Annotated in this window: 11 protein-coding genes; 2 read left to right on the top strand and 9 right to left on the bottom strand. The window is 32.6% G+C overall.

The annotated features are described in order from the left end of the window. Positions 1 to 78: 78 nt before the first annotated feature. From LCI24_RS01330 to LCI24_RS01340, 3 genes are read right to left on the bottom strand one after another with little or no spacing between them, the layout of a single operon-like run. Positions 79 to 1,209 (bottom strand): endonuclease, encoded by a 1,131-nt coding sequence (locus tag LCI24_RS01330; protein WP_274638801.1) that lies wholly within the window; start codon positions 1,207 to 1,209, stop codon positions 79 to 81. Positions 1,210 to 1,225: 16 nt separating this feature from the next. Continuing rightward, positions 1,226 to 1,840 carry an FAD-dependent oxidoreductase gene (locus LCI24_RS01335; RefSeq protein WP_274638802.1) on the bottom strand — a complete coding sequence of 205 codons (615 nt, stop codon included), beginning with the start codon at positions 1,838 to 1,840 and terminating at the stop codon, positions 1,226 to 1,228. A 1-nt stretch (position 1,841) separates the two neighbouring features. Continuing rightward, the gene (locus LCI24_RS01340) at positions 1,842 to 2,423 is read right to left on the bottom strand and encodes a MarC family protein (protein ID WP_274638803.1); all 582 of its coding nucleotides are present in this window, start codon (positions 2,421 to 2,423) and stop codon (positions 1,842 to 1,844) included. Positions 2,424 to 2,532: 109 nt separating this feature from the next. Between LCI24_RS01340 and LCI24_RS01345 the strand changes: the two genes are divergently transcribed. Beyond that, positions 2,533 to 3,105: a DUF3109 family protein gene (locus LCI24_RS01345; RefSeq protein ID WP_274638804.1), complete on the top strand. Its 573-nt coding sequence runs from the start codon at positions 2,533 to 2,535 to the stop codon at positions 3,103 to 3,105. Between the two features lie 59 nt (positions 3,106 to 3,164). Here LCI24_RS01345 and LCI24_RS01350 read toward each other — a convergent pair whose 3' ends face one another. From LCI24_RS01350 to trxA, 6 genes are all read right to left on the bottom strand, one after another. Next, on the bottom strand, positions 3,165 to 3,866 hold the full coding sequence (locus tag LCI24_RS01350; protein ID WP_274638805.1) for a fibronectin type III domain-containing protein: 702 nt from the start codon (positions 3,864 to 3,866) through the stop codon (positions 3,165 to 3,167). Beyond that, entirely contained in the window at positions 3,866 to 7,810 is a 3,945-nt protein-coding gene (locus LCI24_RS01355) for a thrombospondin type 3 repeat-containing protein (RefSeq protein ID WP_274638806.1), read from the bottom strand. The genes LCI24_RS01350 and LCI24_RS01355 overlap by 1 nt, the downstream gene beginning before the upstream one ends. Positions 7,811 to 7,924: 114 nt before the next feature. Further along, the gene (locus tag LCI24_RS01360) at positions 7,925 to 9,262 is read right to left on the bottom strand and encodes a deoxyguanosinetriphosphate triphosphohydrolase (protein WP_274639060.1); all 1,338 of its coding nucleotides are present in this window, start codon (positions 9,260 to 9,262) and stop codon (positions 7,925 to 7,927) included. Positions 9,263 to 9,345: 83 nt separating this feature from the next. Continuing rightward, positions 9,346 to 11,733, bottom strand: coding sequence for a ribonucleoside-diphosphate reductase subunit alpha (locus LCI24_RS01365; protein WP_274638807.1), 2,388 nt, complete (start codon positions 11,731 to 11,733; stop codon positions 9,346 to 9,348). A gap of 172 nt (positions 11,734 to 11,905) precedes the next feature. Next, a complete protein-coding gene (locus tag LCI24_RS01370; protein ID WP_274638808.1) occupies positions 11,906 to 12,877 on the bottom strand; it encodes a ribonucleotide-diphosphate reductase subunit beta in 972 nt (323 codons plus the stop codon). Between the two features lie 305 nt (positions 12,878 to 13,182). Continuing rightward, positions 13,183 to 13,542, bottom strand: a complete 360-nt coding sequence (gene trxA, locus LCI24_RS01375) for a thioredoxin (RefSeq protein WP_274638809.1) — start codon at positions 13,540 to 13,542, stop codon at positions 13,183 to 13,185. 142 nt (positions 13,543 to 13,684) lie between these two features. Here trxA and LCI24_RS01380 point away from each other — a divergent pair, with 142 nt between their 5' ends. Next, positions 13,685 to 15,844 (top strand): prolyl oligopeptidase family serine peptidase, encoded by a 2,160-nt coding sequence (locus LCI24_RS01380; RefSeq protein WP_274638810.1) that lies wholly within the window; start codon positions 13,685 to 13,687, stop codon positions 15,842 to 15,844. The last annotated feature ends 94 nt before the right edge of the window (positions 15,845 to 15,938 follow it).

Here is a 15,938-nt window from a genome sequence, read left to right on the forward strand (position 1 = left end):
GTGGGGGACTATCTATTACTAAATCAAAAAAGCCTGAGTATATACTCAGGCTTTTGCTTCTTTAATTTTACTTATACTTTATTTCCAAGTATTTTCAGCTTCATTACCACTCCAAATTACTGTAGCTAGGTAAGGGTTATCAATAAATGGATTTCTATTTCCTTGTTCATTAGCAACAATATTGTTTCGTTGTATTTCTAAATCTGAAACAGGATCTTGAGCATTCCACTCTAATAACAAATCAACCATATTACTATCTGACGCTACAACAGATCCTACAGCTACATTTTTTGGTAAACATTGACTACCATAACGTAAGTACATATACATCATCATACGCGCTACATCACCTTTCCATTCATCACCTGGGTACCAGTTTCCAGAAACATCTCCTGCATTTCCAGAACCAGTAGCAAACAATTTATTTCCTCTTTGAGAGTTAAAACTCACATCTGATGGTCTTAAATGATGTGCATCTGCTCCTGGACCAGATGTACCTAAATCAGGCGTTCCTAGTGATTTTGGGAACACATGCTCTCTATTCCAGTCTCCTGTATTTCCGCCATTTGCCTCTTTACTACGAGTTCTATCTGTTACATAATTACCATCTGTATCGTCATAACCATAAATTAAAACCACCTTAGTATTGTCTGTAGGGTCTAAATCTGATTGTTTTAATACATTCCAAATACCTGGTGTATAGTCTAAGAAGGTAGTATGACTATCTATAATTTCAGTGGCTAAAACATCTTTTAAAGAACTTCCTGTTAAAGTGAAATCTACGTCCTTATAATATTCTGATAATTCAGAAGGAATATTGAAACCTCCTGAATTTCCATTAGTAGAAGCAATTACATCAATAATTACTGTAGCAGTGGAGCAATTACTTGGTGTAATTGTACTACAAATTGTATACTTAAAAGAATCTGTTCCTACAAAGTTTGTTGCAGGTTTATACTTAAATATATTATTTGTTTGTGTAATGGTTCCATTTCTTGCTGAGGAAGCCTCAAAAGTTATTTTTACCTTTCCAGATGTATATGTATCATTTACCAAAAAACTAGGCAATACAGTCTCTTTATTTTCTTCTGCTTCAAAAGAATCATCAACAGCTACAACTTTATCTTCAGCTGGTACAACTTCACTGTCACTTCCCCCACAGTTAATAAACAATGCTAACATTGCTATTACTCCTATTACTTTCTTCATGATTTATATTAAATAATTAGTCTTTTTTATGTTTATCGTGTACTTTGGTAGGTACATTATCATTCCATATAGTCAAAATATCTGTTGCCACACTTGCTCCACTACCGGCTGCTATTGCAAACTGACTTCTCCAACCTGCTAAAGTTCCGCAGACATATAGTCCTTCTTTAATTAAATGATTAAAATTACGTAGTTGTATTCTGTCCTTCATTGCATTTGCACGAATATGACGTTCTACATATTGCTCTAATCCTGCTATATCAAAAGGTTTAGAATAATTGAGCGCAATAACTACATTTTTACTGTAATATTCATTTTTATTTGTAACAACTTTGTACCTATTTTCCTCTTCAAAAACAGCTATTACCTTTTCATTCTCAATTTGAGATACCTCAGGGTATAACTTCTCCAACTGACCTCTACCTTCCTTTAAAATATCTTTTCCTAAAGTTCCAGAAACTAACCCAAGAACATTGTTAAAAAGTGCATCTTGTAAATGAGATGAACGCTGATGCATTATAATACCTACTTTTTTGTCTTTAGCATATTCTTTATTAAGTGCAGAACCTAAAACTAAGGCACATTGCATACCTGATACTCCACCTCCTACAATAAGTACATCAAAAATCATATTACGCTATCAACATTTTAAAATTAGCTGCAAATAATTTAACTGCTATAGCTAATAAAATTACACCAAATATTTTTCTAATAATTTTAATTCCGTTTGGTCCAATTACTTTTTCAATTTTTGTAGAAGTTTTCAATACAATGTATATTACGATTACATTTAATAAAACAGCTACAATTATATTTTCAAGATTAAATTCTGCTCGTAACGAAAGTAATGTTGTTAAACTACCAGGACCTGCTATTAATGGAAAAGCTAAAGGAAAAACAGTTGCACTTAATGCTTCCTCATCATCTTCTTTATAAAGAGTGATTCCTAGTATCATTTCTAATGCTAGGAAAAACAAGATAAAAGCACCTGCCACTGCAAATGAGTGTACATCTATACCTATTAAATTTAATAGTCGCTGTCCTAAGAATAAAAACAGAATCATAATAAACCCTGCTATTACAGAAGCTTTCTCTGATTGAATGTGTCCTACTTTTTTACGTAAATCAATAATGATAGGAATATTTCCAACAATATCAATTACCGCAAACAATACCATAAAGGCAGTAAAAATTTCTTTGAAGTTAAAGTCCATAGTTGATATATTTTCGCGTGCAAAATTATATAAGTAATGTTACAATCTAGTATTTTTGCATTTAAATTTACGGGAAGTTAATACAAACTTCCTATTTTAAACACAAATTATGTTTCAATTAGGAAAAACAATAGTTTCAGAAGACCTTATAGAAAAGGAGTTTGTCTGTAACTTATCTGCATGCAAAGGAGCTTGTTGTATAGATGGTGATGCAGGTGCACCCCTTGAAAAAGAGGAAACAACAATTTTAGAGGAAATTTACCCTAAGATAAAACCGTTTTTACGAAAAGAAGGAATTGAAGCAATTGAAAAGCAAGGTACTTGGATTACTAGTGATTTTGGTGAACTAGAAACTCCCTTAATTAATGATGCTGATTGTGCCTATGTTATTTTTGATGATAAGGGCACTGCCTTATGTGCCATTGAAGAAGCATATAACCAAGGTATTGTGGATTGGAAAAAACCTGTTTCTTGTCATTTATACCCTGTTCGTGTAAAAGATTATAGTGAATTTGCTGCCGTAAACTACCACAAATGGGAAATTTGTGATGATGCTTGCTCTTTAGGAAAAGAGTTGAGTGTTCCTGTATACAAATTTGTAAAACAAGCTTTAATAAGAAAATTTGGACAAAACTGGTACGACGAACTTGAAAAAGTAGCTGAGAAACACTTAAAAAAATAATTATATAAAATAAAAAAGCGATGCTATTTTGCATCGCTTTTTTATTTTATATAATTATTTTAGTTTATAGTGAAACTCCAAGTTTGTCCTATTGACTTAGCACCTGAATTGTCTTTAGTGTTTACTTTCCAGTAATATGTTTTACCACTTTCAACATCCACTTCTATACTAGCAGTGCTTAGGTTTTCTTCTTTTATTGTTGTTGGATCTGCATCTTCTCCAAAATATACATCATAAGTTAATGTATCTCCAGTATTTGAATCAGCTCCTTTCCATTCAAGGGTTACAGTAGTTCCAGATATAATTCCTTCATCCTCTGGTTTTACTAATTCAGCTGTAAATGGTGCAGTATTTGTTTCTCCTTCTCCTTTAGTATAAAAGGCAAATACCTCCGATGGATCTCCTTCTTTTCCTTTATTATCAACTGCTGTTACTCTCCAATAATGAGCCAATCCTTTATCTAAAGTAATAGTTATGTTTGACACAACTGCGGTTTGAGTTTTAATAATATTTGTTAACTCTCTATTAGTTGCTATTTCTATTTTATAACTAATGTTGTCATTATTTGGATCTGTAGCATCATTCCAATCGAAAGGAATACTATTATCAATACATAGTAAGTTTTGTGTAGGGTAAGTTAGGGTTACCTTCGTTGGTGCTTCATTAGCAATCTCTCCTCCGCCATCATTACTACTTCCACCTCCACAACTAAATAAAAGTGCTGTTGAAAATAATCCTAGTGCTTTAAGTACTCTTTTCATTATTTTAATATTTTAAATGTGTTTGCTTCATCTGTTCCTAGTTTTAGGATATAAATTCCTGATTTAAACTTATCGAAAGGAATAGATAACTCATTACCCTGTTTGTTAACCTTGTCTTTTAATACAACTTTTCCTGTAACATCATAAACCATAACCTCAATAGTTGAGGCAGCATCGTTAGGAACTAATAAATCAATAGATTCTGAAACTGGATTTTTCTTAAGGAAAATATTGTCAATAACTGATTTAAATTTTCCTTCACATTCTTTAGCGGTTTTAACTTCTAAAACACCACTCCCTTGAACATTTATATCAAACGTTGAGTGATTAAATGTATCTATTAAGTTTCCGTTTAAATAAACGTTATAAGGAGCTGTACCCGATGTAACATTTATTGTATATCCTTTCGATGCATTATTTTTAGCAACTTTTAATGAAACTGTGCTTGTTTCTTTTATTTGAACTTCAAAACATTGCACATAATCATCTCTATCATTCACCTTAACGCACACTTCATACACATCAGGTACTAGGTTTGAAAATGTTATTGACTCCGTTGTTAATTGTTCAGATACATCTGTTGAGGTTCCTTTTACGGTAACAGTATAACTTACAAAAGTTTGCTTAACGTTTACGGTAATTTTTCCGTCATTTTCATCAGCACAGGTTTCTGATGTAGTTTTGATCGAAATATTATCAGCATTCTTGTAACTAGTATCACAAACATCTCCTACTCCATCTCCATTACCATCTGCTTGGTCAACATTTGCTGTTGTTAAACAATTGTCCACATCATCCATTACACCATCTCCATCAGTATCTTGACAAGCATCTCCTATTCCATTATTATCAACATCTGCCTGGTCTGAATTAGCTCTTGTTGGACAATTATCATTAATATCTAAAACACCATCGTCATCAGTATCTTGACAAACATCTCCTATTCCATTATTATCAACATCTGCCTGGTCTGAATTTGCAGTATTTGGGCAATTATCAACCCCATTTAAAACCCCATCTCCATCTGCATCTCCATTAGGGTCTATCGTAAATTTTCCAGAGAAAATACCTCTACCATAAGTAGCAGCAAAAACAGTATTATCATCACGTAAATCTAAATCTAAAACAGGCACATTACTCATCCCATTATAAGACTGAGACCAATTAGGTGAAGCATCATTAAAGTTTTTCGTTTTCCAAACTCCTAAATCTGTTCCTATAATAACTTCATTAGAGCTTAATGGGTTTTGTAATATTGCTTTTACAGGAATATCAGGTAAGTCTCCTTCTTTGCTTACCCAATTAGTTCCTCCATCATTTGAGTACCAAATATTTTTTACCCCATAATTGTGCATGGTTACAAAAATTTGGTTTTCAGTTTCTCCAAATTCTATGTCTGATATTGAACCAACAAAGTCTTCACCAGTAATGTTAGACCAAATTCCTGTTCCTGATTCTGCTCCATCTATTCTAATTAACTTTCCATTTTTTAAACCAATAAATAATTTACTACTGGTAGTAGTGTGCGGTGAAACTTTTAATGCAGAGGGGTCAGAGTCCATCAATGTATTAGCTAACAATGATTTTTCTACAAAACCGTCTGCTAATATATTTGAATATCTTCTAATTACTGAGCCAGAAGACGAAGAAGAATAGTTTGAATATAAAATATTAAGGTTAGAATCTAATTCTTCTTGATTAATAAAATCTCCGTTAACAGAATCTTCATTATTAATAGTAACCCACTTATTATTTCCATAGTTATAAAGTGAAATAGATTGATTGTAAACATAATTTGCTATAAAATATTTATCATTCCCATCTGTATCAAAAAAACTAGCAGCTCCATCACCTCCCGATGCTCTTATTGAGCTATTAATTCCTTCTGAAGCTTCTTCTACCAACTGAGTACCATTATCCTGTGCTCCAGCTAAGAAATACTCTTTTCCTCCAAAAGCTGACGTTGGAGCAGTTCCAACTGTGTAAAACTGGAGTGTATTATAATTATTATTTCTGGCATATATAGAAGTTCCTGAATTATCAGAAAAATAAACACCTCCATCATTACCAAAAACCATTCTATTTGAAGATGCAAATGCTATACCATGATGATCTGCATGAACTACTGAAACATTTAATGATGATAAAAGATTATTGTTTGACCATTTTGAAATTTGTTGCCAATTGTCTCCTCCATTAGTAGACTTAAATAAATCTATTCCTCCAACATATAGAGTATTTTCATCATTTGGATCTATCTTTATTAACAAATCATAAAAAGCTTGCCCTCTTGTAAAATCATTAGCTTCTATATCAGTATCTGTATCATTTGGTAATGCTGTTTCATTAACTGTAATAAAGCTGTCTATAGTTTTTAAAATCTTTACTGGAGCTTCGGAATCATTAACTTCTACTAATACATATACCGTTCCTGCATTAAAAGGTGATAAAGCTATTTCCGTTCTAAGTCCATTTTCAATAGAATGAACTAAACTAAAATTCTCTCCATCAGTCGACTTTAAAATTGCTCCTCCTCCATCTCCAAAAGTAAAACTTCTTGTAGTACTTAAATAGATTGAGTTATCAGAGGCAATTTCTAAGTTATTTGGCTCATAAGGGTTTCCTCCTGATGTTTTTGGAAGGTTTATTTTGGTAAAATCCGTACCGTTGATTGATTTATAAACACCAATACTATTCCCTCCTAATGAAATTCCTCCTGTATATCCAGCTTCTCCTGCTGCTATGTATACTTCAGAAACTCCAGAATTATTTCTTATTACAATATCATTTATGTGCTGTATTCCTGGAACTATAGTAGAATTCGTAGCATCCTCTTTTAATTTTGTTAACGTTCCATTTACAGAACCTGTAGATAACTTCGTTATTATAGCATCACCTATTTCTTGGTTTATCATTACTGCTGGAATAGTTACTGATTCTGCTCCATCACCTGCAGCCATGTTAAAAGGAATTGTGTCTTCATTATTGACTATAATTACAGCTATCGCTCCTGCATCTTGAGCATTTTTTGCTTTTGCTGAAAAATTACAGGTTCCTCTTCTAATAACAGCTATTTTTCCATTTAATTCTGATGTATTTGTAATAGTTTCACAACCGTCTTCAGTTGGAACTGTTCCATCATTAACTAAAATTAAATCTTTTGTAATAGGCGTTGTTATATCTCCACCAAAGGCAGTTGTTAATACCGATATATAGTCTCCTCCTATTTCGACAGGTGAATTAATTGTTAGTTTAGAGTTTGTATCTAAAAAGCTTTTACCTGTAACTCCTCCTAGAATTTTTGACCAGGAGTTTCCTCCATCTATTGATTTCCATAGGCCATCCCCATTAACATCTCCATTTACATATGACTCTCCGGTTCCTACATAAAAGATTTTTGAGTCATTTGGGTCTACAGCTATACATGATACTGCTAGGTTTTCTGGTATTCCCACACGAACCCATTCAGAAGTTAGATTTGATATGTTTGTGTTTTTCCACAAACCTCCACTAACTCCTCCTGCAAAAACAGTTTCATTCGTAGCATCATTTGGATCAAATAAAAGTGCTCGTGTTCTTCCTCCAACATTATCCGGCCCTCTTTCTACCCAAGCATTATCGGAATCACCAGGTACTTTTCGTCCAATTCTTCTGTTATTTAATTCCTCTTGAAGTTTATAAACATTTTCTTTATGTGTTCTTCCTGTACTAGGGTTAATTTCACTTAAATATTTCTGTTCAAAATAAGCATTAGGAGGTAGCCCTTGTGCTTTTCTTTTCTTCTTAGGTAGGTTTCTCGTTTTTTGAAAAGGATGTTCTTGTAAGGTTTTTGCGTGCTGTTTTCTTAGTTTGTCAGTCTCTTTTTCACTATTAACTGAAATTTTAAAAATAACACTACATATAGCTATAATTAAAAAGCTAAAAAAAAGTATTTTTTTATTCATAATAAAGTAGTTGATGAATACTATAACAGATAATTTCTATTTTACCCTAATTGTTTTAGCAATAATACACCAAACACCTCTTTTTTAAACAAAAAACCAACTATTTAACACTTTCTAACTAATATTTCCCATTATTTTTCTGTGTAAACGAATAGCATACCCATCAGATAAACCAGCCACATAGCTTGAAATTTGCATAATCCTATCATATAAACTCTCTTTTTCTTGTTGGTATTCTTGTGGAATTAAATTCAATACTAACTTATCATAATTAGATTGTCTACTATCAAACTTATTATTTAAAGCCGTTACAAAAACATCTAATAAATCTGCAATGATTTTATATCCTGCAACTTCTTTTTCAACAACCTCTTTGCTTCTGTAAATTTTATCAACACTTATTTTAATAATATCATTAATCTGTGCTTCATATTTACACTTATCTAACAATCCTTTATCAAATGTTCCGTTTAAAATAGCTTCTTCATTATCTAGAAAGATCGTCACTGCTTCATTAATTAATACCCCTATTGCTAAAGCACGTAAGTAGCTTACACGATCTTTAGTGTGTTGTAATGAATGGTATTTTTTACTATCAATCGTATCTTTCACCAACTTAATCATATATTCTAGGGCATAATCTTCTTCAATTAAACCTAAATTGATTCCATCTTCAAAATCGATAATTGTATAACAAATATCATCTGCCGCTTCTACTAAATACGCTAACGGATGTCGGTAATAAGAAATTCTTTCAGATTCTTTTTTTAATAAACCTAAATCTTCAGCTACATCTAAAAAAGCATCTTTTTCTGACTGAAAAAAGCCGTATTTCTTATCTATTATATGATTGGTTGGTTTCTTTGGTAAACTCTCTTTAGGGTACTTTAAAAAAGCTCCTAGAGTTGCATACGATAAACGCAAGCCACCTTGAACTCCTTCTCTGTTTTCTGTAAGAATTTTAAACCCGTTGGCATTTCCTTCAAAATCTATTAAATCTTGATATTCCAAATCAGTTAATTGATCTTTATATTGAAGCCCTTTTCCTGTTTTAAAGTATTCTCCAATGGCTTTTTCTCCTGAATGTCCGAACGGCGGATTTCCTATATCATGCATTACAGATGCAGCAGCCACAATGGCACCGAAATCATTAAAAGTATATCCTAATTCTTTTAAGTGTGGATGACGTTCTAACAGCTCCTTACCCACTCTACGTCCTAACGTACGTCCAACAACTGACACTTCTAAACTATGTGTTAAGCGTGTATGGACAAAATCAGTTTTTGATAATGGAATTACCTGTGTTTTATCTTGTAAGCTACGAAAAGCTGACGAAAATATGATTCTATCAAAATCTACCTCAAAACCTAAACGAGTTTCATCTTGTTTTGCACGTTCACGTTTTTGGATATCACCAAAACGTTTTAAAGAAAGGAGTTGTTCCCAGTTCATCATTATGAGTAAAAAATTTTTTCGAAAATACTAAAAAAGAGAAGCCTTTCGACTTCTCTTTATCACTTTTAATTTAATTCTAATTAAGATCCACACATTAAACAGTCATCTGGACCTTCTGCATTTTTAGAAGCTTCAACCATAGCCTTAAATTCTTCAGGACTCATTGGTTTGTCTTCTTCTTTCTTTTCTACATTCAACGTAAACTGCTTTGCATTTACAGCAGATTTTGTACGTAAATAATACATTCCTGTCTTTAATCCAGATTTCCATGCATAGAAATGCATTGAAGTTAACTTCGCAAAATCAGGATCTTGCATAAATAAGTTTAACGATTGAGATTGATCGATAAAATATCCTCTATGGCGTGCCATATCGATAATATCTTTCATACTCATTTCCCAAACAGTTTTGTATAAATCTTTTAAGTTTTGTGGAATTGCTTCAATATGTTGAATTGATCCGTTTGCACGCATAATATCTTCCTTCATATTATTATCCCATAAACCTAGCTCTACTAAATCTTCTAGTAAATGTTTGTTTACAACAATAAACTCTCCTGATAATACTCTACGTGTATAAATATTAGAAGTATATGGTTCAAAAGCTTCATTGTTTCCTAAGATTTGAGAAGTAGATGCTGTAGGCATTGGTGCTACTAACAAAGAGTTACGAACTCCATGTTTTTTTACATCTTTACGTAACTTCGCCCAATCCCAACGACCACTTAATTCTTCATCTTTAATTCCCCACATATTGTGTTGGAACTCTCCTTGTGACATTGGAGATCCTTTGTAAGTTGAATAAGCTCCTTTAGTTTTAGCAACTTCCATTGATGAGGTTACAGAAGCAAAATATAAGGTTTCAAAAATTTCTTGGTTTAATTTCTTTGCTTCTTCAGAAGTAAACGGTAAACGTAACATGATAAAAGCATCTGCTAACCCTTGAATTCCTAATCCTACTGGACGGTGACGGAAATTCGAGTTTTCCGCTTCTTTTACTGGATAATAATTACGATCGATTACCGTATCTAAATTACGGATTACTTTTTTAGTTACTTTAAATAGCTTTTGATGATCAAAAAACTTATTACCATTTTCATCTTCAGCAACAAACATTGGTATTGCTATTGATGCTAAGTTACATACCGCTACTTCATCTTCAGCAGTATATTCCATAATCTCAGTACATAAGTTTGAAGAACGAATTGTTCCTAAATTCTTTTGATTTGATTTACGGTTTGCTGCATCTTTATATAACATGTACGGAGTACCTGTTTCTATTTGTGATTCTAAGATTTTCTCCCATAAATCACGCGCTTTAATAGTTTTTCTCCCTTTTCCGGCAGCTTCATAACTTGTATACAAACGCTCAAACTCTTCACCATAAGTATCATATAAATGTGGACACTCATGCGGACACATTAACGTCCAGTCAGCATCTTCTTGTACGCGCTTCATGAATAAATCTGAAATCCACATAGCATAGAACAAATCACGTGCACGCATTTCTTCTTTACCATGGTTTTTCTTTAAATCTAAGAAATCGTAAATATCAGCATGCCATGGTTCTAAATACATTGCAAATGACCCTTTACGCTTTCCTCCTCCTTGATCTACATAACGAGCTGTATCGTTAAATACTCGTAACATAGGTACAATTCCATTTGATGTTCCGTTAGTACCTGCAATATAACTTCCAGTAGCACGGATATTGTGAATAGATAAACCGATACCTCCAGCTGATTGTGAAATTTTAGCTGTTTGTTTTAAAGTATCATAAATTCCATCAATACTATCATCTTGCATTTGTAGTAAGAAACAAGACGACATTTGTGGTTTTGGCGTACCTGAATTAAATAACGTTGGCGTTGCATGGGTAAAATATTTTTTACTCATTAATTCGTATGTAGCAATTGCCTCGTCAATATCTTCTTTATGTATACCTATAGCAACACGCATTAACATTTGTTGCGGACGCTCAACAATGTTTCCGTTTAATTTTAATAAGTAAGAACGCTCTAATGTTTTAAAACCAAAATAATCGTAGTTAAAATCACGGCTATAGATAATTGTTGAATCTAATTTATCAGCATTATCCATGATAATTTTATACACATCATCTGCTAGTAAAGGAGCTTTATTTCCTGTACGTGGATTGATGTATTCGTATAAATCCGTCATTGTTTCCGAAAACGATTTCTTGGTGTTTTTATGTAAGTTAGATACGGCAATTCTAGCTGCTAATTTCGCATAATCAGGATGCGCAGTTGTCATTGTCGCAGCAATTTCAGCTGCTAAATTATCTAATTCAGAAGTAGTTACCCCATCATACAGTCCTTCAATAACACGCATTGCTACTTTTACTGGATCAACAATATTGTTTAATCCATAACACATTTTTCTAACCCTTGCTGTGATTTTATCGAACATCACAGGCTCTTTTCTGCCGTCTCTTTTTACTACATACATATTGATATTGTTTTTTTGGTTAATAGCGTCGCCAAAACATAGTTGTTTATGACAACATGTAAAATGTTAATACTTGTTTGTTTCTTTTGAAACGATTATAACGCTAAAGCACTGAAAAAAGTGCTCTAGCTGAGTAATACTGCATGTAGGGGAAATAGCAGCTTATTGGTTCCTAAAAATCTGCATCAAAGCTGATGCTTCCTGTACCACCTGATTTTACTCCAGCTTTTTGGTACTCTGATACTCTTTTTTCAAAGAAGTTAGTTTTCCCTTCCAAAGAAATCATTTCCATGAAGTCAAATGGATTGGTAGACTCATACTCTTTTTCACATCCGAATTCTAAAAGTAGCCTATCGGTAACATACTCTAAATATTGCGTCATTAACGTTGCATTCATACCTATTAAACTAACAGGTAGAGACTCGGTAATAAACTCTCTTTCAATATCTAAAGCTGAGATAATAATATTTCTTATTCTTTCTTTCGGCACTTTATTTACTAAGTGATTGTTGTGTAAGTGTACAGCAAAATCACAGTGCATACCCTCATCACGAGAGATTAACTCATTTGAGAATGTTAATCCAGGTAATAACCCACGTTTCTTTAACCAGAAAATTGAGCAAAAAGATCCTGAGAAGAAAATTCCTTCAACTGCGGCAAAAGCGATTAAACGCTCAGCAAACGAATCAGATTCGATCCATTTTAAAGCCCAATCTGCCTTCTTTTTAATTGCTGGAAAAACTTCAATTGCTTTGAATAATCTATCTTTCTCTTCTTCATCCTTAATATACGTATCAATTAATAATGAATACGTTTCAGAATGAATATTCTCCATCATGATTTGGAAACCATAAAAGAATTTTGCTTCCGAATATTGAACTTCGTTTACAAAGTTTTCTGCTAAATTTTCATTTACAATTCCATCAGATGCGGCAAAAAATGCTAAAACATGCTTAATAAAGTAACGCTCATCGTCTGTTAGTTTAGAATTCCAGTCTGTTAAGTCTGAATGTAAATCAATTTCTTCAGCAGTCCAAAAACAAGCTTGTTGCTTTTTATACCATTCCCATAAGTCATTATGTTGAATTGGAAAAATTACAAATCTGTCTTTATTTTCTTGTAAAATTGGTTCAATCGATGCCATGCTTTTTAAGCTCTTTTTAGTGTGTTATTTTTATTCCCTGAGTATAGAAACAAAGATTGGAAAATTTGCTAAATTCTGAAAGCTATACTTATTCACAAATCCCTTGAAGTTTTTAACAAATTACTTTTTCTTCTTCAATTTACAACATTTTTGAGTTTTTACAAAAACTTATAAATCAATACTTTAAAATTAAAAAAAACGCTTGATAAGTGATACTCACTGAGTTTCTTATTTTGTGTTTCAACATAAAAAAAGTGACACAAAATGTGTCACTTTTTAAACCTTAATTTTCTTGTTTTTTTTGGTTATTTCGTAACCTTTAAAACGTCTTCAATTATCTGTTCAATTTGTTTTTTTGGCAATGCTCCATGAGCCATTTGAGGATCATCGTTAGCAGGACAAAATAACATAGAAGGGATACTTCTTATTCCAAAAGCAGCTGCTAATTCTTGTTCTGCTTCTGTATCTATTTTATAAATATTAATTTTTCCATCATACTCTGTACTTAGTTCTTCCAAAACTGGAGCAAGTGCTTTACATGGTCCACACCAATCAGCATAAAAATCAATTATTACAGGTAAATCTCCTTCAAATTTCCATTCTTTATTTTCTTCATAGTTAAAAACCTTTTTAAAAAAAGCTTCTTTGTTTAAATTTTCAGTCATGCTTATTATATTATAATTATGTAAAGGTAGTCGTTTTTATTTCAATAGATTTACAAGGGCCTTTTTGTTAAAGTCATCTTAAAATAAATTGCTGTGAATGTTTTTCTTCTAACTTTGGTCTAATTAACCAATTTTTTTAATCATGAAAAAAATCCTTCTTCCCATTATTTGTGCAGGAACTATTTTAGTTTCTTGTAAAGAAGAAAAGCAACCTAAAAACAATATTAGTGTGAGTTATCCAGAAACAACTAAAAAACCTGTTGTAGATGAATATTTTGGAACTAAAGTAACCGATAACTATCGTTGGTTAGAAGACGATAGAAGTACTGAAACTGAAGCTTGGGTAAAAGCTGAAAACGAAGTTACTTTCGATTACTTAGACAAAATTCCATATCGTGAACAATTAAAAAATCGTTTATCTGAGTTATGGAACTACGAAAAAGTAGGAACTCCATTTAAAGAAGGTGATTATACTTATTTTTATAAAAACAACGGGTTACAAAATCAATATGTTTTATATAGAAAGGATAAAGATGGTAAAGAAGAGGTTTTCTTAGATCCTAATACGTTTGCTGAAGATGGAACTACATCATTAGGCTCGGTAAGTTTTACCAAAGATGGAAAAACTGTAGCCTACTCAATTTCAGAAGGAGGAAGTGATTGGAGAAAGGTTATTATAATGGATGCAGAAACTAAGGAGATTAAAGAAGATACTTTAGTTGATGTAAAATTCTCTGGAATTGCTTGGAGAGGAAACGAAGGTTTTTACTATTCTAGTTACGACAAACCTAAAGGAAGTGAGTTATCTGCAAAAACAGATCAACATAAATTATATTTCCACAAATTAGGAACTCCTCAAAGTTCTGATGAAGTTATTTTTGGAGCTACTCCAGAAGAAAAACACCGTTATGTTGGTGGATATTTAACAGAGGATAACAAATACCTATTTGTATCTGCTTCAACCTCAACTTCAGGAAACAAGTTATTTATTAAGGATTTAACAGATCCTAATAGCAAACTAACACCTATCATTAACAATTTTGATAGCGACACTGGTGTTATTGATAGTAAAGGAAGTAAGTTATACTTAGTAACTAACTTAAATGCACCTAACAAGAAAATTGTTACTGTAGATGCTGCAAACCCAACGCCAGAAAACTGGGTAGATTTTATTCCTGAAACTGAAAATGTATTATCTCCATCAACAGGGTCTGGATATTTCTTTGCAAAGTATATGGTAGATGCAGTTTCTAAAGTATTACAATATGATTTTGATGGAAAATTAATCCGTGAAGTAAAATTACCAGGTGTAGGTTCTGCAGGTGGTTTTGGAGGAAAAACTGATGCAAAAGAATTATATTTCTCTTTTACCAACTACAATACTCCAAGTTCTTCATACAAGTTCAATCCAGAAGATGGAACTTACGAATTATACTGGAAACCTGCTATTTCATTCAATGCAGATGACTATGAAAGTAAGCAAGTATTTTATACTTCAAAAGACGGAACAAAAGTTCCTATGATTATTACCTATAAAAAAGGATTAGAGTTAAATGGTAAAAACCCTACTATTTTATATGGTTATGGTGGATTCAATGTAAGCTTAACTCCTAGTTTTAGTATTGCTAACGCTGTTTGGATGGAACAAGGTGGTGTATACGCTGTACCTAACTTACGTGGTGGTGGAGAGTATGGTAAAAAATGGCACGATGCAGGTACGCAATTAAAAAAGCAAAATGTATTTGATGATTTTATTGCTGCTGCTGAATACTTAATCAAAGAAAACTATACTTCATCTGATTACTTAGCTATTAGAGGAGGATCTAACGGAGGTTTGTTGGTAGGTGCCACTATGACTCAACGTCCTGATTTAATGAAGGTAGCTTTACCTGCAGTTGGAGTATTAGACATGTTACGTTACCACACCTTTACAGCAGGAGCAGGTTGGGCATATGACTATGGGACTTCTGAGCAGAGTAAAGAAATGTTTGAATACTTAAAAGGATATTCACCTGTACATAATGTAAAAGAAGGTACTCAGTACCCTGCAACTATGGTAACAACAGGAGATCATGACGATCGTGTTGTACCAGCTCATAGTTTTAAGTTTGCTGCTGAATTACAGGAAAAACAACAAGGGAACAATCCTGTTTTGATTAGAATTGAAACAAATGCTGGTCACGGGGCAGGAACTCCTGTAGCAAAAACTATTGAGCAGTATGCTGATATTTTTGGTTTTACTTTATTTAACATGGGATTTGAAACATTACCAAATGCTCCAAAATCTAAAATAAAAAGTTAAAAACTGTAACATTTTTATAAAAACAGACTCTTATTAGAGTAAATTTACTACCTCGGGACAAAATCTCGAGGTAGTTTGTTAAAATTAAAACTCA

Source organism: Tenacibaculum larymnensis (genome assembly GCF_028829235.1).
Lineage (GTDB): Bacteria > Bacteroidota > Bacteroidia > Flavobacteriales > Flavobacteriaceae > Polaribacter > Polaribacter larymnensis.

Bases quoted from the DNA above. Each gene is read 5' to 3' on its own strand.
- LCI24_RS01370 (WP_274638808.1), bottom strand. From the start codon at position 12,877: ATGGCATCGATTGAACCAATTTTACAAGAAAATAAAGACAGATTTGTA.
- trxA (WP_274638809.1), bottom strand. From the start codon at position 13,542: ATGACTGAAAATTTAAACAAAGAAGCTTTTTTTAAAAAGGTTTTTAAC.
- LCI24_RS01365 (WP_274638807.1), bottom strand. From the start codon at position 11,733: ATGTATGTAGTAAAAAGAGACGGCAGAAAAGAGCCTGTGATGTTCGAT.
- LCI24_RS01335 (WP_274638802.1), bottom strand. From the start codon at position 1,840: ATGATTTTTGATGTACTTATTGTAGGAGGTGGAGTATCAGGTATGCAA.
- LCI24_RS01380 (WP_274638810.1), top strand. From the start codon at position 13,685: ATGAAAAAAATCCTTCTTCCCATTATTTGTGCAGGAACTATTTTAGTT.
- LCI24_RS01340 (WP_274638803.1), bottom strand. From the start codon at position 2,423: ATGGACTTTAACTTCAAAGAAATTTTTACTGCCTTTATGGTATTGTTT.
- LCI24_RS01355 (WP_274638806.1), bottom strand. From the start codon at position 7,810: ATGAATAAAAAAATACTTTTTTTTAGCTTTTTAATTATAGCTATATGT.
- LCI24_RS01360 (WP_274639060.1), bottom strand. From the start codon at position 9,262: ATGAACTGGGAACAACTCCTTTCTTTAAAACGTTTTGGTGATATCCAA.
- LCI24_RS01345 (WP_274638804.1), top strand. From the start codon at position 2,533: ATGTTTCAATTAGGAAAAACAATAGTTTCAGAAGACCTTATAGAAAAG.
- LCI24_RS01350 (WP_274638805.1), bottom strand. From the start codon at position 3,866: ATGAAAAGAGTACTTAAAGCACTAGGATTATTTTCAACAGCACTTTTA.
- LCI24_RS01330 (WP_274638801.1), bottom strand. From the start codon at position 1,209: ATGAAGAAAGTAATAGGAGTAATAGCAATGTTAGCATTGTTTATTAAC.